The organism is Pseudomonas piscis, from assembly GCF_009380155.1.
Lineage (GTDB): Bacteria > Pseudomonadota > Gammaproteobacteria > Pseudomonadales > Pseudomonadaceae > Aquipseudomonas > Aquipseudomonas piscis.
Genome location: NZ_WHUV01000006.1, coordinates 254,357 through 278,221, shown reverse-complemented (window position 1 = coordinate 278,221; position 23,865 = coordinate 254,357). Strand labels below are relative to the sequence as shown.

General features: G+C 63.1%; 18 protein-coding genes and 1 tRNA gene. 16 read left to right on the top strand and 3 right to left on the bottom strand.

Features of this window, described 5'->3' with window-relative positions; genetic code table 11:
* The first annotated feature begins 67 nt into the window (after window positions 1-67).
* The 3 genes from GDH07_RS28630 to GDH07_RS28620 all read left to right on the top strand — a co-directional run bounded on the left by GDH07_RS28630 (window position 68) and on the right by GDH07_RS28620 (window position 4,196).
* On the top strand, window positions 68-1,342 hold the full coding sequence (locus GDH07_RS28630; RefSeq protein WP_053137622.1) for a YeaH/YhbH family protein: 1,275 nt from the start codon (window positions 68-70) through the stop codon (window positions 1,340-1,342).
* Window positions 1,339-2,901 (top strand): SpoVR family protein, encoded by a 1,563-nt coding sequence (locus tag GDH07_RS28625; protein ID WP_103325771.1) that lies wholly within the window; start codon window positions 1,339-1,341, stop codon window positions 2,899-2,901. Before GDH07_RS28630 ends, GDH07_RS28625 begins: the two co-directional genes overlap by 4 nt.
* Before the next feature lie 65 nt (window positions 2,902-2,966).
* Entirely contained in the window at window positions 2,967-4,196 is a 1,230-nt protein-coding gene (locus GDH07_RS28620; RefSeq protein WP_152899553.1) for a multifunctional CCA addition/repair protein, read from the top strand.
* A 47-nt stretch (window positions 4,197-4,243) separates the two neighbouring features.
* Here the strand turns inward: GDH07_RS28620 and folK are convergent, their stop codons facing one another.
* Both folK and folB read right to left on the bottom strand, forming a co-directional pair.
* A complete protein-coding gene (gene folK / locus GDH07_RS28615; protein WP_152899552.1) occupies window positions 4,244-4,759 on the bottom strand; it encodes a 2-amino-4-hydroxy-6-hydroxymethyldihydropteridine diphosphokinase in 516 nt (171 codons plus the stop codon).
* Window positions 4,750-5,103: a dihydroneopterin aldolase gene (gene folB, locus GDH07_RS28610; protein ID WP_053137633.1), complete on the bottom strand. Its 354-nt coding sequence runs from the start codon at window positions 5,101-5,103 to the stop codon at window positions 4,750-4,752. The genes folK and folB overlap by 10 nt, the downstream gene beginning before the upstream one ends.
* Window positions 5,104-5,177: 74 nt before the next feature.
* Here folB and plsY point away from each other — a divergent pair, with 74 nt between their 5' ends.
* Complete coding sequence (gene plsY / locus GDH07_RS28605; RefSeq protein ID WP_053137636.1) at window positions 5,178-5,747, top strand: glycerol-3-phosphate 1-O-acyltransferase PlsY; 570 nt, start codon at window positions 5,178-5,180, stop codon at window positions 5,745-5,747.
* A gap of 46 nt (window positions 5,748-5,793) precedes the next feature.
* Here plsY and tsaD read toward each other — a convergent pair whose 3' ends face one another.
* Window positions 5,794-6,819 (bottom strand): tRNA (adenosine(37)-N6)-threonylcarbamoyltransferase complex transferase subunit TsaD, encoded by a 1,026-nt coding sequence (tsaD, locus tag GDH07_RS28600; protein ID WP_022641434.1) that lies wholly within the window; start codon window positions 6,817-6,819, stop codon window positions 5,794-5,796.
* Between the two features lie 202 nt (window positions 6,820-7,021).
* Here tsaD and rpsU point away from each other — a divergent pair, with 202 nt between their 5' ends.
* From rpsU to pqqB, 12 genes are all read left to right on the top strand, one after another.
* The gene (rpsU, locus tag GDH07_RS28595) at window positions 7,022-7,237 is read left to right on the top strand and encodes a 30S ribosomal protein S21 (protein ID WP_002551877.1); all 216 of its coding nucleotides are present in this window, start codon (window positions 7,022-7,024) and stop codon (window positions 7,235-7,237) included.
* Between the two features lie 459 nt (window positions 7,238-7,696).
* Window positions 7,697-9,667, top strand: a complete 1,971-nt coding sequence (gene dnaG / locus GDH07_RS28590; protein WP_085599124.1) for a DNA primase — start codon at window positions 7,697-7,699, stop codon at window positions 9,665-9,667.
* Window positions 9,668-9,734: 67 nt separating this feature from the next.
* Window positions 9,735-11,582 (top strand): RNA polymerase sigma factor RpoD, encoded by a 1,848-nt coding sequence (rpoD, locus tag GDH07_RS28585; protein WP_022641436.1) that lies wholly within the window; start codon window positions 9,735-9,737, stop codon window positions 11,580-11,582.
* Between the two features lie 107 nt (window positions 11,583-11,689).
* On the top strand, window positions 11,690-15,433 hold the full coding sequence (locus tag GDH07_RS28580; protein WP_152899551.1) for a bifunctional diguanylate cyclase/phosphodiesterase: 3,744 nt from the start codon (window positions 11,690-11,692) through the stop codon (window positions 15,431-15,433).
* A 15-nt stretch (window positions 15,434-15,448) separates the two neighbouring features.
* Window positions 15,449-15,525: transfer RNA gene (locus GDH07_RS28575), tRNA-Ile, on the top strand.
* 166 nt (window positions 15,526-15,691) lie between these two features.
* Window positions 15,692-16,792, top strand: coding sequence for a pyoverdine biosynthesis transaminase PtaA (gene ptaA / locus GDH07_RS28570; RefSeq protein WP_152899550.1), 1,101 nt, complete (start codon window positions 15,692-15,694; stop codon window positions 16,790-16,792).
* A gap of 94 nt (window positions 16,793-16,886) precedes the next feature.
* Window positions 16,887-17,348 carry an Lrp/AsnC family transcriptional regulator gene (locus GDH07_RS28565; RefSeq protein WP_022641446.1) on the top strand — a complete coding sequence of 154 codons (462 nt, stop codon included), beginning with the start codon at window positions 16,887-16,889 and terminating at the stop codon, window positions 17,346-17,348.
* 160 nt (window positions 17,349-17,508) lie between these two features.
* Window positions 17,509-19,191 carry a flavin monoamine oxidase family protein gene (locus GDH07_RS28560; RefSeq protein ID WP_053137650.1) on the top strand — a complete coding sequence of 561 codons (1,683 nt, stop codon included), beginning with the start codon at window positions 17,509-17,511 and terminating at the stop codon, window positions 19,189-19,191.
* Window positions 19,192-19,292: 101 nt separating this feature from the next.
* Window positions 19,293-20,087 (top strand): carbon-nitrogen hydrolase family protein, encoded by a 795-nt coding sequence (locus tag GDH07_RS28555; RefSeq protein WP_152899549.1) that lies wholly within the window; start codon window positions 19,293-19,295, stop codon window positions 20,085-20,087.
* A 48-nt stretch (window positions 20,088-20,135) separates the two neighbouring features.
* Complete coding sequence (gene pqqF, locus GDH07_RS28550) at window positions 20,136-22,595, top strand: pyrroloquinoline quinone biosynthesis protein PqqF (RefSeq protein ID WP_152899548.1); 2,460 nt, start codon at window positions 20,136-20,138, stop codon at window positions 22,593-22,595.
* A 156-nt stretch (window positions 22,596-22,751) separates the two neighbouring features.
* Entirely contained in the window at window positions 22,752-22,826 is a 75-nt protein-coding gene (gene pqqA, locus GDH07_RS28545) for a pyrroloquinoline quinone precursor peptide PqqA (protein WP_003194766.1), read from the top strand.
* A 103-nt stretch (window positions 22,827-22,929) separates the two neighbouring features.
* Entirely contained in the window at window positions 22,930-23,841 is a 912-nt protein-coding gene (pqqB, locus tag GDH07_RS28540; protein ID WP_152899547.1) for a pyrroloquinoline quinone biosynthesis protein PqqB, read from the top strand.
* Window positions 23,842-23,865: the final 24 nt, after the last annotated feature.

The following is a 23,865-nucleotide window of genomic DNA, read 5'->3' as shown; positions in this document are numbered from 1 at the left end:
CGGTGGCTGCTCTTTCTTGCAGCTTGAAGCTTGAAGCTTGCGGCTGCATCCAGTCACCGGAGGAATCATGAGCTACGTAATAGACCGACGCCTGAACGGCAAGAACAAGAGCACGGTGAACCGCCAGCGGTTTCTGCGGCGCTACCGCGACCACATCAAGAAGGCCGTCGAGGAGGCCGTCAGCCGCCGCTCCATCACCGACATGGAGCATGGCGAACAGATCAGCATTCCCGGACGAGACATCGACGAACCAGTCCTGCACCACGGACGCGGCGGCAAGCAGACCGTCGTGCATCCGGGCAACAAGGAATTCACCGCCGGCGAGCATATCGCCAGGCCCCAAGGGGGTGGCGGAGGCGGCGGGGGCGGCGGCAAGGCCGGTAACTCCGGCGAAGGCATGGACGAGTTCGTCTTCCAGATCACCCAGGAGGAGTTCCTCGAATTCATGTTCGAGGACCTTGAGCTACCCAACCTGGTCAAGCGCAACCTGACCGGCATCGATACCTTCAAGACCGTACGCGCGGGTATCAGCAACGAAGGCAACCCATCGCGGATCAACATCATCCGCACCCTGCGCTCGGCACATGCACGGCGCATCGCCCTGTCCGGCAGCAGCCGGGCCAAGCTGCGCGAAGCGAAAGAGGAACTGGCCCGCCTGAAGCGCGAAGAGCCGGACAACTTCGGCGATATCCAGGAACTTGAAGCTGAAATCGAGCGCTTGAGCGCGAGAATTCACCGCGTGCCCTTCCTCGACACCTTCGACCTCAAGTACAACTTGCTGGTGAAGCATCCCAACCCCAGTTCCAAGGCGGTGATGTTCTGCCTGATGGACGTCTCCGGCTCCATGACCCAGGCCACCAAGGACATCGCCAAGCGTTTCTTCATCCTTTTGTACCTGTTCCTCAAGCGCAACTACGACAAGATCGACGTGGTGTTCATCCGCCATCACACCAGCGCCCGGGAAGTGGATGAGGAAGAATTCTTCTACTCACGGGAAACCGGCGGGACCATCGTCTCCAGCGCCCTGAAGCTGATGCAGGAGATCATGGCCGAGCGCTATCCAAGCAACGAGTGGAACATCTACGCCGCCCAGGCCTCCGACGGCGACAACTGGAACGACGACTCGCCCATCTGCCGCGATATCCTGATCAACCAGATCATGCCGTTCGTGCAGTACTACACCTACGTCGAGATCACACCCCGGGAACACCAGGCCCTGTGGTTCGAATATGAACGCATCGCAGAAGCCTTCTCCGAGACTTTCGCGCAGCAACAACTGGTTTCGGCCGGAGATATCTATCCGGTCTTCCGTGAACTCTTCCAGCGCAGGTTAGTGACATGACCGCCAGAGAGCAGAAACGCCAGCCCATCTCCACCGGCTCGGAATGGACCTTCGAGCTGATCCAGGCCTACGACCGCGAAATCAGCCGCATCGCGGCCCGCTATGCCCTGGACACCTACCCCAACCAGATCGAAGTGATCACTGCCGAGCAGATGATGGACGCCTACGCCTCGGTGGGCATGCCCCTGGGTTACCACCACTGGTCCTACGGCAAGCACTTCCTCAGCACCGAGAAATCCTATAGCCGTGGCCAGATGGGCCTGGCCTACGAGATCGTCATCAACTCCGACCCGTGCATCGCCTACCTGATGGAGGAAAACACCATCTGCATGCAGGCCCTGGTGGTGGCCCATGCCTGCTACGGCCACAACAGCTTCTTCAAGGGCAACTACTTGTTCCGCACCTGGACCGATGCCAGTTCGATCATCGACTACCTGGTCTTCGCCAAGCAGTACATCTCGCAGTGCGAAGAACGCCATGGCATCGATGCTGTGGAAGACCTGCTGGACTCCTGCCACGCCCTGATGAACTACGGCGTCGACCGCTACAAGCGGCCTTATCCGATTTCCGCGGAAGAAGAACGGCGCCGGCAGAAAGATCGGGAAGAGCACCTGCAAAAGCAGATCAACGACCTGTGGCGTACCATTCCCAAGAACGCCGACAAGCTCAGCGACAAGGACAACGCACGCTTCCCCGCCGAACCCCAGGAGAACATCCTCTACTTCATCGAGAAACATGCACCCTTGCTGGAGCCCTGGCAGCGGGAGATCGTGCGCATCGTGCGCAAGATCGCCCAGTACTTCTATCCACAACGCCAGACCCAGGTGATGAACGAGGGCTGGGCCACTTTCTGGCACTACACCCTCATGAACGACCTGTATGACGAGGGCCTGGTCACCGACGGCTTCATGATGGAGTTCCTCGCCTCCCATACCAGCGTGGTGTTCCAGCCGGGCTTCGACAGCCCCTACTACAACGGCATCAACCCCTATGCCCTGGGTTTTGCCATGTATCGCGACATCCGGCGCATGTGCGAGGAACCCACCGAGGAGGACCGCCGCTGGTTCCCCGAACTGGCCGGCACCGACTGGCTCTCGAGCATCAAGTTCGCCATGAGCAGCTTCAAGGACGAGAGCTTCATCCTGCAGTACCTGTCGCCCAAGGTGATCCGCGACTTGAAGCTGTTCAGCATCCTCGACGACGACCAGCGGGACGACTTGCTGGTCCCGGCGATCCATGACGAAAGCGGCTACCGCATCATCCGCGAGACCCTGGCCGCGCAATACAACCTGGGCAACCGCGAACCCAACGTGCAGATCTGGAGCATCGATCGGCGCGGCGATCGCTCGCTGACACTGCGCCACCAACAGCATGACCGCAAGCCGCTGGGCGACTCCACCGACGAGGTGCTCAAGCACCTGCACCGGCTCTGGGGCTTCGATATCCACCTGGAAACCCTGCAGGGCGACCAGGTGATGAAGACCCACCACGTACCGCCCAGGAACGAGCACGGCGAAAACGACTACGGGCGGCTGGACCTGGCGGTCATCCACCTCTGAGGCCGACGACAAGCCTCCGTTGGCACGACACAAGGGTTATCCTGTCGCGCTAACGGAGGTTTTCTATGCAGATTTACAAAGTCGGTGGCGCGGTACGGGATCGCTTGCTGGGTCGAGCGATCACCGATATCGACTGGGTGGTGGTCGGCGCCAGCGCCCAACAAATGCTCGACCAGGGTTTTCGTCCCGTGGGCGCGGATTTCCCGGTGTTCCTGCACCCACGCACTGGCGAGGAATACGCCCTGGCCCGAACCGAACGCAAGAGCGGGCATGGCTATGGCGGTTTCACCTTCCACGCCAGCCCCGAGGTGACGCTGGAAGAAGACCTGATCCGCCGCGACCTGACCATCAATGCCATGGCCGAGGATGACCAGGGCAAGATCACCGACCCCTACCACGGCCAGAAGGACCTCGAAGACCGAATTCTTCGCCATGTTTCCCCGGCGTTCGCCGAAGATCCCTTGCGAGTGCTACGGGTTGCCCGCTTCGCCGCCCGCTATGCCGAGCTGGGTTTCAGCGTGGCCCCGCAGACCCTCGACCTGATGCGCCAGCTCAGCCAATCAGGCGAGCTACAGGCCCTGACAGCGGAGCGCAGCTGGAAGGAGATTTCTCGCGCCCTGATGGAGGATCAGCCCCAGGTGTTCATCCAGGTACTGCGCGAGTGCGGTGCCCTGGCGGTACTGATGCCGGAGGTCGATGCGTTGTTCGGAGTGCCGCAACCGCCCGCCCATCATCCGGAAGTGGACACCGGCCTGCACATCCTCAGCGTCTTGCAACAAGCAGCCCTGCACCGGCAACCATTGAGCGTGCGCTGGGCCTGCCTGCTGCACGACCTCGGCAAGGGCGCCACTCCCGAGGAGCAATGGCCACGGCATATTGGCCATGAGCAGGCTGGCCTCGAACTGATCAAGGCGCTCAACGAGCGCTTCAAGGTTCCCCGGGAATGCCAGGAGCTGGCCTTGCTGGTAGGCCAGTACCACACCCATGGGCATCGCGCCCGGGAGCTCAAGGCCTCGACCTTGCTGGAACTGCTGCAGCACTTCGATATTTTCCGGCGCCCCCAGCGCTTCGAGGAATTCATCGCCGCCTGCGAAATGGACGCCCGTGGCCGCCAGGGCCTGGAATCACGACCTTATCCACAGGCCGACTACCTGCGTGGCGCAGCCAATGCCGCACGCTCGGTGGCCGTGCAACCTTTGCTGGAACAAGGATTCAAGGGGCCGGAACTGGGCGAAGCCTTGCGCCTTGCGCGCCTGAAAGCGATCAAGGCCTACAAGGAACAGCACACCGCTTGAAAGCCTGCGGGCGAGGTCTTGTACCTTGCCCGCCGGTCAAGGGGACCTTACAGATCCGGGGGAGTCAGTTGCTGGCCGCGCCATTCGAAGGGCACGGGCGCCAGCACCTGGTCTATCTGCGCTTGCCGCCAGAGTTCCGCCAGGCTCTTGCCGGCCAATGGATGAATACGTTCTGGAGCCATCAGCGACAACGGCCACAGCACGAAGGCATTCTTCAGGATTTCTGCGCGGGGCAATACCAGGCCATCGAAGTTGCCGGTCAGGTCGCCGTACAGCAGCACATCGATATCCAGCGGCAGGCCCTTGCGGTCCGGCGCATAGCGGCCGTTGTCCGCCTCGATGAACTTGAGCCGCCGATCGAGCTCGATCAAGGGCAGGTCGGTGAAGGCCGACACCACCAAATTGAAGAACGGACCGCTCTTGATGCCCACCGCCTGGCTTTCGAACACCGCTGAACAGCGCATGTCCACCAGGAACCCGGCCAGTGCATCGAGCCCGGCACGCAAATGGGTTTCACGCTCGATATTGCTACCAAGCCCTAGGAATACCTGAGTCAGCGACATCCGCGCTCGATCTCCACGCCCACGCCCTTGGCAGCCGGGACAGCGCCTGGCTTGGTCAGCTTCAAGCGCAGCCAGGGAATGTTGAACTCGCTCATCAACACCTCGGCGAGACGCTCGGCAAAGGTCTCCACCAACTGATACTGGGCCTGCTCGGCAAACGCCTGGATCCTTGCCGAAACACTGGCGTAGTCCAACGCCAGGGTCAGGTCATCGCCTGCTGCGGCCGGGCGATTATCCCAGGCAAAGCTCAGATCAAGCCGCAGGCACTGGCGGATCCCCCGCTCCCAGTCATAGGCGCCAATCACGGTGTCCACTTCCAGTCCTTCGATAAACACTCTGTCCAAGCACTCTTCTCCGCAGCACGACAAGGGCGCAATGCCCCGTTAGAATCAGGGCGTCCTCGCCCGGAATAGTTAGCATGTTTTGGTTACTGGCGATTCTCGCCTACCTGCTCGGCTCTCTGTCCTTCGCCATCCTGCTCAGCCGCCTCACGGGCAATCCCGACCCGCGCATGAGCGGTTCCGGCAATGCCGGCGCCACCAACATGCTGCGCCTGGCCGGCAAGAAGCTCGCCATCCTGACCCTGCTGGGGGATCTGTGCAAAGGCCTGTTGCCTGTGCTGATCGCCAGCCTCGCAGGGCTTTCATTGCAGCAACAGGCTTGGATCGGACTCTATGCCGTGCTCGGCCACCTGTTCCCGCTGTATTTCCGTTTTCGCGGCGGCAAGGGCGTCGCCACCGCCGCCGGCATGCTGCTGGGGCTGTATCCCCCTGCGGCCCTGGTCGCCATCGCCGCCTGGGTCCTGACCTTCTACCTCACCCGCACCAGCTCGCTGGCGGCGCTCATCGCCACGCCCCTGAGCCTGCCGCTGCTGGCCTGGCAGGAACCCGAGGCACTGTTGCCGATGAGCGTGCTCACGCTGCTGATCGTCTGGCGCCACCGCGGCAATTTACGCGACCTGTTCGCCGGGCGCGAACGGCATTTTTGAATCCCGCAGGTGAAAAACCTTCAGCTTGCCACCTGGCGCAGCACCATCAGATGGCCGACAACTGCTCCATCGGCCAACGCGCCTGCACAGTAATCGCCAGGCCTTCCTGTTGCCCGGCCTGCAGCCGCTGGCAACCAGCGAAGGCAATCATCGCGCCGTTGTCGGTACAGAATTCGGGGCGTGCGTAGAACACATTGCCCTTCATCTCGCCAAGCATATTTTCCAGGGAAGCCCGCAGCGCCTTGTTGGCGCTCACGCCCCCGGCGATCACCAGGCTCTTGAGGCCGGTCTGCTTCAGGGCGCGCTTGCACTTGATGGTCAGAGTGTCCACCACCGCTTGCTGGAACGCGAGGGAGATGTCGCAACGGGTTTGCTCGCCGTCGTCCCCAGCGCTGACGCACTGCTGCCAGGTGTTCAGGGCAAAGGTCTTGAGGCCGCTGAAGCTGAATTCCAGGCCAGGACGATCGGTCATGGGCCGTGGGAAGACGAAGCGCCCCGGTACACCCTGGGTGGCCAGGCGGGCGATTTCCGGACCGCCCGGATAGTTCAGGCCGATCAGCTTGGCTGTCTTGTCGAAAGCTTCTCCGGCGGCATCATCCAGGCTCTCGCCCAACAGTTCGTATTTGCCGATGCCGTCGACCCGGACCAGCTGGGTATGACCACCGGACACCAACAAGGCGACGAACGGAAACTGCGGCGGCTGGGCTTCCAGCATTGGCGCCAGCAGGTGCCCTTCCATATGATGCACACCCAGGGCCGGAATGCCCCAGGCGAAGGCCAGCGCCTGGGCGCAGGAGGCCCCCACCAGCAGCGCCCCCACCAGGCCTGGGCCAGCGGTGTAGGCAATGGCGTCGATCTCGGTGGGCACGCAGTCGGCTTGCGCCAGAACCTGGCGGATCAACGGCAGCATGCGCTTGACGTGGTCACGGGAGGCCAGCTCAGGCACCACGCCGCCATAGACGCGATGCAGGTCGATCTGGCTGAACAGCGCGTCGGCCAGCAGGCCCCGCTCGCTGTCGTAGAGCGCGACGCCGGTTTCGTCGCAGGAAGTTTCTAATCCCAGTACTAGCATGGGTTTGCGCCTTGCAGAGGCTGAATTCGAAGGCGCGCATGATAGTCGCCACTCCCTCGCCCGACCAGCGGTTTTCGATCAGAGGCTTTGCATTCCTGGCGGCGAGGGGTTAACATCCGCAACCCTTAAAAACCGACGATCTCAGCCGCGATTTTATTGCGACGAGAACGTTGACCCCGGTAATGAATGAAGGTAGCTCTGGATGCCAGCCGTCAAAGTTAAAGAGAACGAACCCTTCGACGTAGCTCTGCGTCGTTTCAAGCGCTCCTGCGAAAAAGCCGGTGTTCTGGCTGAAGTTCGTAGCCGCGAATTTTATGAGAAGCCGACTTCCGAGCGTAAGCGCAAAGCAGCTGCTGCTGTTAAGCGTCACGCCAAGAAAGTTCAGCGCGAACAGCGCCGCGCCGTACGTCTGTACTAATACACAGACGTTCGCTGCAAGCTTCTGCCAAGCCCGGCCTCTCGCCGGGCTAATGGCATTTGCGGATCACGCTTGATGCTTCATCGTCGAAGTCGCCCTGGCGACCAAGACAAATCTGCTTCACCACGTCAGACCTGGCTAATGCCAGCGGTGCACGTCTTTTCTGACGAGCCTTCCAAGGCTACTGACGAGCACACCTTTTAATGATTCCTGCAGACACCCAGCCCAAGGCGCCCTCCTCGATGCTCGCCCGGTGGCCCCTGCCGGACTCGGCGCAACACCTTCAGATAGTCGAATACTGATTACGATTAACGTCAGTGGACGCTCGGCAGATACACTTCCTGACTGCGATCACGCCGAAATCCCGGGTCGAGCCGTGCATTCCTCATGCCTTGCCACCCCTGATCCTTCGACTGCATCGCCAGGGCTATTTTTCCGCGCAGTGATGACGAGAACGCCATGGCCGGGCTCATTCCCCAGAGTTTCATCGACGACCTCCTGAACCGCACCGACATCGTCGATGTCGTCAGCTCGCGCCTGCAGATCAAGAAAGCCGGCAAGAACTACACCGCCTGCTGCCCGTTCCACAAGGAAAAGACCCCTTCGTTCAGCGTCAGCCCCGACAAGCAGTTCTACTACTGCTTCGGCTGCGGCGCCGGCGGCAACGCCCTCGGCTTCATCATGGACCACGACAACCTGGACTTCCCCCAGGCCGTCGAGGAACTGGCGAAAGCCGCAGGCATGGAGATCCCCCGCGAAGAAAGCGGGCGCGGCCAGCGCAAGCCCCGCCAGCCTACCGACTCACCGCTGTACCCATTGCTCACCGCAGCGGCCGATTACTACCGCCAGGCCCTCAAGAGCCATCCCGCGCGCAAGGCGGCCGTGGACTACCTCAAGGGACGCGGCCTCACCGGCGAAATCGCCCGGGACTTCGGCCTGGGGTTCGCCCCGCCCGGCTGGGACAACCTGTTCAAGCACCTGAGCAGCGATACGCTGCAACAAAAGGCCATGATCGACGCCGGCCTGCTGATCGAGAATGCCGAGACCGGCAAGCGCTACGACCGCTTTCGCGACCGGGTGATGTTCCCCATCCGCGATACCCGCGGTCGGATCATCGCCTTCGGCGGCCGGGTCCTGGGCGACGACAAGCCCAAGTACCTGAACTCCCCGGAAACCCCAGTGTTCCACAAGGGGCAGGAGCTCTACGGCCTGTTCGAGGCACGCAAGAACAATCGCAACCTCGAGGAAATCATCGTCGTCGAGGGCTACATGGACGTGATCGCGCTGGCCCAGCAAGGCCTGCGCAACGCGGTCGCGACCCTGGGCACCGCCACCAGCGAAGAACACCTCAAGCGCCTGTTCCGCATAGTGCCCAGCGTGCTGTTCTGCTTCGACGGCGACCAGGCCGGACGCAAGGCCGCCTGGCGCGCGCTGGAGTCAGCCCTGGGCTCGCTGCAGGACGGGCGCCGTGCACGCTTTCTGTTCCTGCCCGAGGGAGAAGACCCGGATACCCTGGTCCGCTCGGAAGGCACCGATGCCTTCCAGGCCCGGATCAACCAGCACGCCCAGCCGCTGGCCGACTACTTCTTCCAGCAATTGATCGAGGAAGCAGATCCGCGCTCGCTGGAAGGCAAGGCCCACCTGGCGACGCTGGCCGCCCCGCTGATCGAGAAGATCCCCGGAGCCAACCTGCGGATCCTGATGCGCCAGCGCCTCACCGAAATCACCGGCCTGACCAATGAAACGGTCAACCAGCTGGCGCACAACCCCATGCCGGAAGCCACGCCGACCTACGACGCAGGCATCGACTACGACGGCATGCCGGACTACGCCGACTACCACCATGAACCTCAGCAGGAAGCCTATGCTCCCCAGCAGGAGTGGGCGCCGAAGAAGAACGGTGGCGGCAAGAAATGGGAAAACAAGCCGTGGGACAAGAACGGCAAGGGCAGGCGAGACCGCGACCAGCCACGGGCCCCGCGCGTTCCCGCAGCGGTGGAGCCGCCAACCCTGGCCGCACTGCGGACCCTGTTGCATCACCCGCAACTGGCAGAAAAAGTTGAAGATGCCGGACACTTTGCCGATGACGACAACACCAACACCCAGTTGCTGGTGGCCCTGATCGAAGCCGTGCAGAAAAATCCTAAGCTACGCTCTATTCATCAGCTGATGGCGCGCTGGCACGGCACCCAGCAGGGGAACCTGCTCACCGCCCTGGCGGAAAAAGAGTGGTTGATCGACGGAGATAACCTTGAACAACAGTTTTTCGACACCATTAATAGCTTGTCCGCCCGCCAACGCGAGCGTGTTTTAGAACAACTTCTCAGGAAATCGCGTCAAAGCGAGCTCAGCAGTGAAGAGAAAAAACAGCTGGTGGAGCTTCTAAGACGCAATGTTCCCGCATCAAACCCGACCTCAACTGGCGCGTGAGGTCATAGCTCGGGTATAATCCTCGGCTTGTTTTTTGCCCGCCAAGACCTTCAGTGGATAGGGTGTTATGTCCGGAAAAGCGCAACAGCAGTCTCGCCTCAAAGAGTTGATCAGCCGTGGACGTGAGCAGGGTTACCTGACTTACGCGGAGGTCAACGACCACCTGCCGGAGGATATTTCAGATCCGGAACAGGTGGAAGACATCATCCGCATGATCAACGACATGGGGATCAACGTATTCGAGAGTGCTCCGGATGCGGATGCCCTTTTGTTGGCCGAAGCCGATACCGACGAAGCAGCAGCTGAAGAAGCCGCCGCAGCGTTGGCGGCTGTGGAAACCGACATCGGTCGCACTACCGACCCGGTGCGCATGTACATGCGCGAAATGGGCACCGTAGAGCTGCTCACTCGCGAAGGCGAAATCGAAATCGCCAAGCGTATCGAAGAGGGCATCCGTGAAGTGATGGGCGCCATCGCGCACTTCCCTGGCACGGTTGATCACATCCTCTCCGAATACACTCGCGTCACCACCGAAGGTGGCCGCCTGTCTGACGTTCTCAGCGGTTATATCGACCCGGACGACGGCATCACGCCGCCTGCCGCCGAGGTACCGCCGCCTGTCGATACCAAGTCGGCGAAAGAAGACGACGACAGCGAAGACGAAGACGGTGAAGCCTCCGATGACGAGGAAGAAGCCGAAAGCGGTCCTGATCCGGTCGTCGCAGCCCAGCGCTTCGGCGCCGTGGCCGACCAGCTGGAAGTCACCCGCAAGGCGCTGAAAAAGCACGGCCGCGAGAACAAGCAGGCTATCGCCGAGATGCTCGCCCTGGCCGAGCTGTTCATGCCGATCAAACTGGTGCCCAAGCAATTCGAGGCCCTGGTCGAGCGTGTACGCAGCGCCCTGGATCGCCTGCGTCAGCAAGAACGCGCCATCATGCAACTGTGCGTGCGTGACGCTCGCATGCCGCGTGCCGACTTCCTGCGCCAGTTCCCGGGCAACGAAGTGGACGAAAGCTGGACCGACGCCCTGGCCAAAGGCAAGAGCAAGTACGCCGAAGCCATCGCTCGCCTGCAGCCGGATATCGTCCGTTGCCAGCAGAAGCTGACCGCCCTGGAAGCCGAGACCGGCCTGAAGATCCTCGAGATCAAGGAAATCAACCGTCGCATGTCGATCGGCGAGGCCAAGGCCCGTCGCGCGAAGAAAGAGATGGTTGAAGCCAACTTGCGTCTGGTGATCTCCATCGCCAAGAAGTACACCAACCGTGGCCTGCAATTCCTCGACCTGATCCAGGAAGGCAACATCGGCTTGATGAAAGCGGTGGACAAGTTCGAATACCGTCGTGGCTACAAGTTCTCGACCTACGCCACCTGGTGGATTCGCCAGGCGATCACCCGTTCGATTGCCGACCAGGCCCGCACCATCCGTATTCCGGTGCACATGATCGAGACGATCAACAAGCTCAACCGTATTTCCCGGCAGATGCTGCAGGAAATGGGTCGCGAACCGACTCCGGAAGAGCTGGGTGAACGCATGGAAATGCCTGAGGACAAGATCCGCAAGGTATTGAAGATCGCCAAGGAGCCGATCTCCATGGAAACCCCGATCGGCGACGATGAAGACTCCCATCTGGGCGACTTCATCGAGGACTCGACCATGCAGTCCCCGATCGACGTGGCCACCGTCGAGAGCCTGAAGGAAGCCACCCGCGACGTGCTTTCCGGTCTTACCGCCCGCGAAGCCAAGGTGCTGCGCATGCGTTTCGGCATCGATATGAACACCGACCACACCCTCGAGGAAGTCGGCAAGCAGTTCGACGTGACCCGCGAGCGGATCCGTCAGATCGAAGCCAAGGCACTGCGCAAGCTGCGCCACCCGACGCGAAGCGAGCATCTGCGCTCCTTCCTCGACGAGTAACACCAAGACCCCCAGCCCTGCTGGGGGTTTTGCTTTCTGCAGCCTCCCTGCGCCGATACCCCGTCTACACTCGAAGCATTCTCCCGTTCCTCCACAACGAGACGGTTATGCCCAGACTGTCGGCCATGCTTCTGCTGGCGTTGCTTACCTGGACCGCAACGGCTGGCGCGCTGACTCTCACCGATGAAGAACGTAGCTGGCTCAAGTCCCACCCGGAGCTGCGCCTGGGCGTGGATGCCTCCTGGCCACCTTTCGAGTATCGGGACGAGGAAGGTCGCTACCAGGGCCTGGCAGCGGACTATATCCAGCTGATCCAGGAACGCCTCTCCATCAGCCTCAAGCCCGTGGAACCGGCCAGCTGGACCGCCGTGCTGGAAGATGCCCGGCAAGGCAAGCTGGACCTGCTGCCTGGGATCATGTCGACCCCCGAACGCCAGAGCTACATGGCCTTCACCCGGCCCTACCTGGACTTCCCCATCGTGATCCTGGCCCACAAGGGCGGCGCCCAGCCCCGCAATCTCGAAGACTTGTACGGGCTCAAGGTAGCCGTGGTTGAGAACTACGCGCCCCACGAACTGCTGCGCTCCCATCACCCGGACCTGAACCTGGTGGCCCTGCCCAATGTCAGCTCGACCCTGCAAGCCCTGGCCACCGATAAGGTGGACGCGGTAGTGGGTGACCTGGCATCCAGCGTCTGGAGCCTGCGCCAGCTCAAGCTCGAGGGCCTCTACGTCAGCGGTGAGACCCCTTACCGCTATCAACTGGCCATGGCCGTGCCGCAGGAGAACAAGATCCTGGTAGGCATTCTCGACAAGGTCCTCGCCGATCTCAGCCCGGACGAAATCAGCACTATCCAGCAGCGCTGGGTCGGCAGCGTGCTCGACCACCGCACATTCTGGCGAGATGTGCTGGTCTATGGCCTGCCGGGGCTACTGCTGTTGGTCACCGTGCTGGCCGTGGTGATCCGCATAAACCGCCGCCTGAGCTCGGAAATCTCCCGCCGGGTAGCCCTGGAGCAGGAACTGCGCAGCAGCGAATACCACTACCGCAGCCTGGTGGAGAGCCTCTCGGCCATCGCCTGGGAGGCCCGCGTCAGCGATTTCACCTACAGCTATGTCTCGCCCCACGCCGAGCCGCTGCTGGGCTATCCCCTGGCCCACTGGCTGGTTCCCGGCTTCTGGCGCAACATCATCCACCCCGCCGACCTGACTCGCGCCCAGGCGTTCTGCGATCACGAACTCGAGGCCGGACGCGACCACAGCCTCGACTACCGGGTGATCGCCGCCGATGGCCGCTGCCTCTGGGTCCGGGATATCGTCAGCCTGATCGAGCACGGCCACGAACCGGTGATGCGCGGCCTGATGATCGACATCAGCGAGGCCAAGCACACCGAGGAAGCCCTGCGCCTGTCCGAACAGAAATTTGCCTCGGTGTTCCAGCAATGCCCGGACCTCCTGGTGATCGCCCGCTTGTCGGACGGCTGCCTGCTGGAGGTGAACAAGGCCTTCGAGGAGCAGATCGGCCTGAGCGCCGCGCAAGTGATAGGCCAGACCGCCACGCAACTGAACATATGGGGCATCCCCGGGGTCGGCCCCAGCCTGCTGCAACGCTTGCAGGCCGGTAGCATCCGCAACCTGGAGATGCCCTTCCGGCGGCACAACGGCCAGTTGTTCACCGGGCTGATCTCCGCCGAGCCCTTCGACCTCGACACCACCCCGGCACTGGTCGTGGTAGTGCGCGACATCAGCCCGCTCAAGGAAACCCAGCAACGGCTGCAGACCTCCGAGGAAAAGTTCGCCAAGGCCTTCCACGCCTCCCCGGACGGCCTGCTACTGAGCCGACAACGCGATGGCCTGCTGCTGGAGGTCAACGAGGGTTTCAGCCGCATCACCGGTTTCAACAGCGCCATGTCCCTGGATCGCTCGACCCTTGACCTGGGAATCTGGGTCAATCTCAACGAACGCAAGCATCTGCTCGATCTATTGCAACGGGACGGATTCGTCCGGGACTTCACCTGCCATATCCGCCGCAGCGATGGCCAGGTCCGGCTTTGCGAAGTCTCCAGCCGCCCCCTGCCCATCGGCGAAGACGACTGCATGCTGACCATCGCCCGGGATATCACCGACCGCCACCTGATGCAGGAAAAACTGCAACAGGCCGCCACGGTCTTCGAGAGCACCGCCGAAGGCGTGATGATCACCGACACCCAGCAGCGCATCAGCGCTGTCAACCGCGCCTTCAGCGAGATCACCGGCTACAGCGAAAGCGAGGCCCTGGGCCACACTCCGCGCCTGCTGGCCTCGGGGCTGCACGACAGCGCCTTCTACGCGGCGATGTGGCACCAGCTGACCCTGGAAGGGCACTGGCAAGGCGAGATATCCAACCGCCGCAAGAACGGCGAGCTGTACCCCAACTGGCTGACGATCAACGCGGTACGCAACCAGGAACACCAGACCACCCACTTCGTCGCGGTGTTCGCCGACATCTCCAGCCTCAAGCATGCCCAGGCCCGGCTCGACTACCAGGCCCACCACGACCCGCTGACCGGCCTGCCCAATCGCACCCTGTTCGAAAGCCGGCTGCTGGCGGCGCTCAACAGCCAACAGGACAGCGGCGGCCAGGGCGCGGTGCTGTTCCTCGACCTGGACCGCTTCAAGCACATCAACGACAGCCTCGGCCACCCGGTGGGCGACCTGCTGCTCAAGGGCATCGCCGTGCGGCTCAAGGAGCAACTGCGCGACATCGATACCGTGGCCCGCCTGGGCGGGGACGAATTCATCATCCTGCTCCCCGGCCTGCACCAGCCCAGCGACGCCGACCACATCGCCAGCAAGCTGCTGAACTGCTTCAACGCACCATTCCAGGCCGGCGAACACGAGTTCTTCATCAGCGCCAGCATCGGTACCAGCCTGTACCCCAAGGACGGCTGCGACGTCGCTACCCTGATCAAGAACGCCGATGCCGCCATGTACCGCTCCAAGGCCAAGGGCCGCAACCGCGTGGAACGCTACACCCGCGAACTGACCGCCCAGGCCAGCGAGCGCGTGGCCCTGGAACATGAACTGCGACGCGCCATCGAGCGCAACGAACTGACCCTGTACTTCCAACCCAAGATCAGCCTCGGCAACCATGAACTGGTCGGTGCCGAAGCCCTGATTCGCTGGCGCAATCCCAGCTTCGGCGAAGTTCCGCCGGAACACTTCATCCCGCTGGCCGAAGAAAACGGCTTGATCCTGCCGATTGGCGATTGGGTACTGGAACAGGCTTGCCTGCATCTTCAGCACTGGAACCAGCACTATGAAAGCTTCGGCCCACTGTCGGTCAACCTGGCCGGCGCCCAGTTGCGCCAACCCGACCTGCTGAACCGTATCGAACAGTTGCTGCGCGACCACGACCTGCAACCCGGACTGCTGCAACTGGAGATCACCGAAAACTTCATCATGAGCCAGGCCGAAGAGGCGCTGGAGGTCCTGCACCAACTCAAGCGCCTGGGCGTGCAACTGGCCATCGACGACTTCGGCACCGGCTATTCATCCCTGAGCTACCTCAAGCGCCTGCCGCTGGACTTCCTCAAGATCGACCAGTCGTTCGTCCGCGGCCTGCCGGACGATCCCCACGACGTGGCGATCGTGCGCGCCATCATCGCCCTGGGTCGCAGCATGCAATTCACGGTGATCGCCGAAGGTGTGGAGAACCAGGAACAGCAAGCCTTCCTCGCCCTGGAAGGCTGTGAACAGATCCAGGGTTACATCGTCAGCCTGCCGCTGGAAGCCGAAGAGTTCTGCGCGCGCTTCCTGCAGATCCGCGTTTCCGGTTTTTCGGATAGCACAGCCGAGAAACCATCGTTATAATCCGCCGCCTACTGAGGGCCTATAGCTCAGTTGGTTAGAGCAGAGGACTCATAATCCTTTGGTCCACGGTTCAAGTCCGTGTGGGCCCACCATATTCAAAGCCGCGCATTGCGCGGTTTTTTTATGCCTGCGGACCAGTTCCATACCCGAGCCATCGAATCGCCAGCTTAAATCCCGCTGTTTTCCCGCCGTTATATCGATGTCCAACCAGGACAAAAGACACCCCGTTGTCTTTCACGATAAGAAAGGGATCTATCGATGGTTGAGATTACGCGCCGATCACTGGTGGGACTCGCGTCCGCCTTGCCGTTGCTTGCACTACCAGGATGGAGCCGGGCCGCCGAGCCCGCCGCACCGCCCCTCCAATCGCCTTCCGGCGATGTCCTGATCAACTTCAACGAGAGCCCCTGGGGCCCCTCTCCCGCCAGCCGCCAGGCCATGCAGCAAGGCATCGCCATCAGCGGTCGCTATCCCTACAAGATCCAGTACCGGCTCAATGCGCTGTTCGCTCGCCAGCAAGGTATTCCCGAGGATCATGTGCAGAGTTTCTGCGGCTCCAAGGCAGCATTGCAGCATGCGGTCATGGCCTTTACCCAAGACGCCAGCCTGGTCATGGCCACCCCCTCCTACGAGGCGCCCAGGGAAGCTGCCGAAGGGCGCCAGGCCAAGGTGCACGAGGTACCGCTGGATGCCAGCCACGCCCACGACCTGCAGGCGATGCTCGCTGTCGATCCCGCACCAGGCCTGCTCTACCTGTGCAACCCCAACAACCCCACCGGCACCCTGACGCCACGCAAGGCCATCGAACAGGCCCTGGCGCGCCTGCCCAAGGGCACGGTCATGCTGATCGACGAGGCCTACATCGACTTCTCCACGGCCAGCACCTGCATCCCGCTGGTCAAGGAACACCCGCAACTGCTGGTGCTGCGCACCTTCTCCAAGATCTACGGCATGGCCGGGGCGCGACTGGGCCTGGCCGTAGGCCAGCCGGCGCTGCTCGAACGCCTGGAAACCTACGGCGGCTACAACGTGCCGGCGGCGTCGACCTTGCTGGGAGGACTGGCCAGCCTGGAAGACCCGAAGCTGCTGGGTGAGCGCAAGCGGCACAACCAGCAACTGCGCGACCAGACCATCGCCTGGCTGCAACAACGCGGATTCAACTGCACCGCCTCCCAGGCCAACTGCTTCATGGTCGATGTCCGGCGTCCGGCCCAGGAAGTGGTGGATGCCCTGGCGGCACGCCAGGTTAAGATCGGCCGGGTCTGGGACAGCTGGCCGAACTGGGCACGGGTCAGCATCGGCGACGAACAGGACATGCAGCGCTTTCGCCACGCCTTCGCCCAGGTCATTCCCGCCTGAGCCCATGCCGCCCAGGCCCCGACCCGGGCAGCGAGCGGCGGACCGTGGGAGACGCTAACATGTGCGCTCCCCGACCACCGCGCTGGAGCCCATCTTGTCCGATAGCCGCCCTCCCGTTCTCGACGAAGTCGACCGTCAGCTGATCGCCGCCTTGCAGATCAACGCACGTGAAAGCGTGGCCATGCTGGCGCGGCAACTGGGCATCGCCCGCACCACCGTGACCTCGCGCCTGGCACGCCTGGAGAAGACTCGGGTCATTACCGGCTACGGCGTGCGCCTGGGCCAGCGGGTGGTCGATGGCGGGCTGCAAGCCTATGTCGGCATCAAGGTCCAGCCACGCTCCGGCAAGGAAGTCCTGCGTCGCCTGAGCGGCATGGCCCAGGTCCAGCAGTTGTGCGCGGTCAGTGGCGAGTTCGACTACGTGGCCTGGCTGCGCACCGAATCCCCGGAGCAACTGGACCAGTTGCTGGACCAGATCGGCAGCATCGATGGCGTGGAAAAGACCACTACCTCGATCATCCTCAGCAGCAAGATCGATCGCGGGCACGCACTGTGACAAGCAGTTCGTCACTCTGAACACATATTTCGTCATATTGAAAAATAACAATGCATAACGACGACAGTTTGCGTCTTATTTACGAGTTTCCCCCTCTCTAGAATGGCTGCCATCTTTTCCTATACTCAGCATTCCGCTGAGCCGCCCGCCAAGGTCAGCCATGAACAAGAACAATCGCCATCCTGCAGACGGCAAGAAACCGATCACCATCTTCGGCCCGGACTTCCCTTTCGCCTTCGATGACTGGATCGAGCATCCCGCCGGCCTGGGCAGCATTCCAAAGGCCCAGCACGGCGCCGAAGTGGCGATCGTCGGCGCCGGCATCTCCGGGCTGGTTGCAGCCTATGAATTGATGAAGATGGGCCTCAAGCCGGTGGTCTACGAAGCATCGAAAATGGGCGGCCGCCTGCGTTCGGAAACCTTCGAAGGCGCCGATGGCATCATCGCCGAGCTGGGCGGCATGCGCTTCCCGGTGTCCAGCACCGCCTTCTACCACTACGTCGACAAGCTCGGCCTGGAAACCCGCCCCTTCCCCAACCCGCTGACGCCAGCCTCGGGCAGCACCGTGGTCGACCTGGAAGGCACTAGCCACTACGCCGAGAAGATGGACGACCTGCCGGAGATCTTCCGCGAAGTGGCCCGGGCCTGGGCCGACGCCCTGGAAGACGGCGCACGCTTCTCGGAAATCCAGGACGCCATCCGCGAGCGCGATACGCTCAAGCTCAAGGCCCTGTGGGACGAGCTGGTACCCAAATGGGACGACCGCACCTTCTATGACTTCGTCGCCACCTCCAAGGCGTTCTCGCAGTTGTCCTACCGCCACCGCGAGATCTTCGGCCAAGTGGGCTTCGGCACCGGTGGCTGGGACTCGGACTTCCCCAACTCCATGCTGGAAATCTTCCGCGTGGTGATGACCAACTGCGACGACCACCAGCACCTGGTGGTGGGCGGCGTCGAGCAAGTGCCTCGCGGCATCTGGAGCCACGTTCCGGAAAAATGCGCCCACTGGCCGGCCGGCACCTCCCTGGCCAAGCTGCACAACGGCGCACCGCGTCCCGGTGTGAAGAAGATCGCCCGCGCCGCCGATGGCACCTTCGCCGTCACCGACTACTGGGGCGATACCCGCCACTACGCGGCGGTGTTGGCCACTTGCCAGACCTGGCTGCTGACCACCCAGATCGAGTGCGAGGAAGCGCTGTTCTCGCAGAAGATGTGGATGGCCCTGGACCGCACCCGCTACATGCAATCGTCGAAGACGTTCGTCATGGTCGACCGGCCATTCTGGAAGGACAAGGACCCGCAGACCGGCCGCGACGTGATGAGCATGACCCTCACCGACCGCCTGACTCGCGGCACCTACCTGTTCGACAACGGCGACGACAAGCCCGGGGTGATCTGCCTGTCCTACTCCTGGATGAGCGATGCCATGAAGATGCTGCCGCACCCAGTGGAGAAGCGCGTGCAGCTTGCGCTGGACGCATTGAAGAAGGTCTACCCGAAGGTCGACATCGCCGGCCACGTCATCGGCAACCCGATCACCGTCTCCTGGGAGGCCGACCCGCACTTCCTCGGCGCCTTCAAGGGCGCGCTGCCGGGCCACTACCGCTACAACCAGCGGATGTATGCGCACTTCATGCAGGACGACATGCCGGCCGAACAGCGCGGCATCTTCATCGCCGGCGACGACGTCTCCTGGACCCCGGCCTGGGTCGAGGGTGCGGTGCAGACTTCGCTCAACGCCGTGTGGGGCATCATGAAGCACTTCGGCGGCGCCTCCCATCCGGAGAATCCGGGACCGGGCGATGTGTTCAACGAGATCGGCCCTATTGCCCTGGCCGACTGAGCCATACCGGGCCGGCGCCTGCGAAGGCAGCATCCGCATCTGGCCCGAGTCTGCGGTAGCGGCGAAGATAGCCGCTACCGCAAGTCAGAGGAGTGAAGAACATGCGCGTCGCCTTGTATCAGTGCCCACCACTGCCGCTGGATGTGGCCGGCAACCTGCAACGCCTGCACCAGGTGGCCATGCAGGCCACCGAGGCCGACCTGCTGGTGCTGCCGGAGATGTTCCTCAGCGGCTACAACATCGGCCCCGAGGCCGTCGGTGCCCTGGCCGAGGCCCAGGATGGCCCGGCCGCCCAACGGATCGCCGCCATCGCCCAGGCCGCCGGCATGGCGATTCTCTACGGCTATCCGGAGCGTGACGCCGACGGCCGGATCTACAACGCCGTGCAGTTGATCGACGCCAACGGCCGGCACCTGTGCAATTACCGCAAGACCCATCTGTTCGGTGACCTGGACCACTCGATGTTCAGCGCTGGCGCAGACGACTTCCCCCTGGTGGAGCTCAACGGCTGGAAGCTCGGCTTCCTGATCTGCTACGACATCGAGTTCCCGGAGAATGCCCGGCGCCTGGCCCTGGCGGGCGCCGAGCTGATCCTGGTGCCGACGGCGAACATGATTCCCTACGACTTCGTCGCCGACGTGACCATTCGTGCCCGGGCCTTCGAGAACCAATGCTACGTGGCCTACGCCAACTACTGCGGCCACGAGGAACAGATCCGCTATTGCGGCCAGAGCAGCATCGCCGCTCCGGATGGCAGCCGGATCGCCCTGGCCGGGCTGGACGAGACCTTGATCATCGGTACCCTGGACCGCGACTTGATGAACGAATCCCGGACCTTGAATCGCTACCTGGCCGATCGTCGCCCCGAACTTTACGCAGCGCTGGGCAAGCGCTGATCCGGGGATATCCGCTAGCATGGGCGCCTCTCTGTCCTGGATGTGCCCATGCCCGCGCCGAACCACCCCCTGCCCCACCTGGAAACCCTGGCCAACGGCCTGCAGGTCTCCCTGCGCCATGCTCCCCACCTGAAACGCTGCGCCGCGGCGCTGCGGGTCGCTGCTGGCAGCCATGACGTACCACCGGCCTGGCCGGGCCTGGCGCACTTCCTGGAACACCTGCTGTTTCTCGGCACCGAGCGGTTTCCTGCCGAGCAGGGGTTGATGGCCTACGTTCGCGCCCAGGGCGGACAACTGAACGCCAGCACAGGCGAGCGCAACACCGAGTTCTTTTTCGAATTGCCGACCAACGCCTTCGCCGGCGGCCTGGAGCGCTTGTGCGACATGCTCGCCCAGCCCCGCCTAGGCCTCGCCGAGCAGCGCCGGGAACGCGAAGTGCTGCATGCGGAATTCCTCGCCTGGTCCCGGGACGCCAACGCCCAACGCCAGTTCGCCTTGTGCGACGGCCTGTCCGCGACCCATCCGCTGCGGGCCTTCCATGCCGGCAACCGCTATAGCCTGAACCTGGCCAACCCGGCCTTCCAGCAGGGCCTGTGGCAGTTCCACCGCGATTTCTACCAGGCTGGGCAGATGACCCTGAGCCTGGCCGGACCACAACCCCTGGCCGAACTCCGGGCCCTGGCCGAACGCTACGGCGCGGACCTGCCTACTGGCCCGCGCCAGCTACAAATAGCACCAGTGCCACTGCTGGCCAGCAACGCCAACAACTACCAACGGTTCGACGGCGAACGCCTGGACCTGCTGTTCGCCCTTGAAGGGCTGCCGGCAGGCGCCGGCGTGGCGCTGGACTTCCTCTGTACCTGGCTGCAATCGGGTAAACCCGGCGGATTGCTTGCCAAGCTCCAACAACAGTCACTGGCCCGCAGCCTCAAGGCCCAGGTGCGGTATGAGTTCGCCGGGCAAGCATTGCTGCACCTGGAGCTGGACCTGGGCCAGGCGCCCAGCGAGGCGCCAGCACAAATCCACCAGCTGGTGCTGGACTGGCTGGGGTTCTTCGGCGCCCAGGGCGACTGGCCACACTTGTGCGAGGAATACGCCCTGCTGCAACAACGCCGGCTGCAGGTCGACAGTGCCCTGGAACTGGCCCGCCGGGACAGCCGGCACGCCGCCCAGGAGCTGGGCGCCGCCGGACTCGTGGCCCTCAAGGCGCTGCTGCGGCAATTGCAGCCCAAGGTTGTGGATGACTTCAGCGGCGACTGGCAGTTGCCGCCCGCCAACCCGTTCTTGCGCGGCGCCGTCGAGGAGCCCCAGGCCGGCCTGATTCGCGGCCAGAGCAGCAAGCATCGCGGCCTGCGGACCTTCGCCCAGGACCGCAGCCGAGGCCGCCGGGACAACCCGGCCCTGAGCTTCAGCCAGGCTTTGCCCACCGATACCGAGGCAGGGCAGTTGCTGTTGCGCTGGCGCCTGGCCAGTCCCGCGCCGAGCGGCCTGCACCGGCATTTGCAGCACAGCCTGGCAGCCCTGGCCGGGGATGCCCGGCAAGCCGGGGTGGAACTGAGCTTCAGCTGCTGCGGCATGGACTGGCTGCTGCAGTTGCGCGGGCTGCAGCAACCCATGCCGGCGGTGCTGCAACAAGCGCTACGACAACTGGGCCAACCATCCCCGGAGTTCTGGCAAGCAGGCAGGACAGACGTCGAGACACCACCGATGCCCCTGCGCCAACTGCTCAAGACCTTCGCCGAACAACCACTGCCCGACAGCGGTACGACCTTGAACGCCGACGCCCTGCAGGCGCTATGGGCCGCGGCCCGCTGGGATGGCTTGGCGCTGGGCGTGCCACCCCACGGACAGGACGCCTTCGCCCGGGCCCTGCAACGGATGCCCGGGACCGCGGATGCCAACCTGGGCCAGGCGCCGCAGCCAGGAACCGGCCATGCCTGGCAGACGGTGCCCATGGACAGGGCAGAGCAGGCACTGCTGCTGTTCTGCCCAAGCCCATCGAGCCTGCTGGCTGACGAAGCTGCCTGGCGCCTGCTGGGGCAACTCTGCCAGACCCCGTTCTACCAGCGTCTGCGGGTCGAGCTGCAACTGGGCTATGGCGTGTTCAGCGCGGTGCGCCAACTCGATGGCCGCACCGGCCTGCTGTTTGGGGTGCAGTCGCCGAACGCCAGCCTGGGCGAGATCCTCGGCCATCTGGAACAGTTCTTCCTGCGTTTGCCCGAACAATTGCAGGCCCTCGATACCCAGGCCTGGCTCGACCAGCGCCAAGCCCTGGCCCAGCAGTTGCGGGCCTCTGAGTTGCCCCTGGAACAGGCGGCGCAACTGCTGTGGCAGGCGAAGTTGGCCGGCCATCCGTCGGACTACCTGGAACGATTGCAAGCCAGCATCAAGGTCTTGACGCCCGCGCTGGTGATCCAGGCCGCCCGGCAGTTGCAGCAAGCCGCCGGAGGCTGGAGGGTCCTGGCCAACGGGCCTGCCCCGGGCTCGCCCTGGCAAGGGGCGAAATGATCGTTACCAGCGCTGTAATGAGCTTTCTTTAGAATTGCAGGCAAGCCGTTATGGGAATTTAGTAAGATAGCCGCCTAAGCATCTGAACATCTCCGCCCGGAGGTGGACTATATGTATAGGCAACACCCGTCCCACCCACCTCAAAGGAGCATTTTCATGACTTGGTCCAAACCTGCTTACACTGACCTGCGCATCGGCTTCGAAGTCACCATGTACTTCGCCAGCCGCTGATTTCTGACCTAGGTCGGAACATCCAGCGCAACGCCTCGGCCCGTCCGGGGCGTTTTCATTTTCAGTCGTCCACAATCTTCAAGTCACAGCCCAGGGAGCGCCCATGTTTGTCCAGATTCTAGGTTCCGCCGCCGGCGGCGGTTTTCCGCAGTGGAACTGCAACTGCGTGAACTGCGCGGGATTTCGCGACGGCAGCCTGCGCGCCCAGGCCCGTACCCAGTCGTCCATCGCGATCTCCGATGACGGGGTGAACTGGGTGCTGTGCAACGCTTCTCCGGATATTCGCGCCCAACTGCAGGGCTTTGCCCCCATGCAACCCGGCCGAGCCCTGCGCGATACCGGGATCAGTGCCATCATCCTCATGGACAGCCAGATCGACCACACCACTGGCCTGCTCAGCCTGCGCGAAGGCTGCCCGCACCAGGTCTGGTGCACTGACATGGTCCACGAGGACCTGAGCACCGGTTTCCCGCTGTTCAAGATGCTCAGCCACTGGAACGGCGGCCTGCAATGGAACCGCATCGAACTGGACCGGAGCTTCAGCGTGGCCGCCTGCCCCAACCTGCGCTTCACTCCGCTGCCCCTGCGCAGCGCAGCGCCGCCCTACTCGCCCCATCGCTTCGACCCGCACCCGGGCGACAACATCGGCCTGATCGTCGAGGACCTGCGCACTGGCGGCAAACTGTTCTACGCGCCGGGCCTGGGCAAGGTGGACGCGCCGCTGCTGCAGATCATGGCCGCCAGCGACTGCCTGCTGGTGGACGGCACCTTGTGGGAAGACGACGAGATGCAGCGCCGTGGCGTCGGCACCCGCACCGGCCGGGAGATGGGCCACCTGGCGCAGAACGGCCCCGGCGGCATGCTCGAAGTGCTGGAGCAGCTGCCACGCCAGCGCAAGGTGCTTATCCACATCAACAACACCAACCCGATCCTCGACGAAGACTCCGCCGAACGTGCCGAACTGGTACGCCGAAAGGTGGAAGTGGCCTACGACGGAATGAGTATTGAGCTGTAGGGCCGATCCCCACAAGCTCGGCCC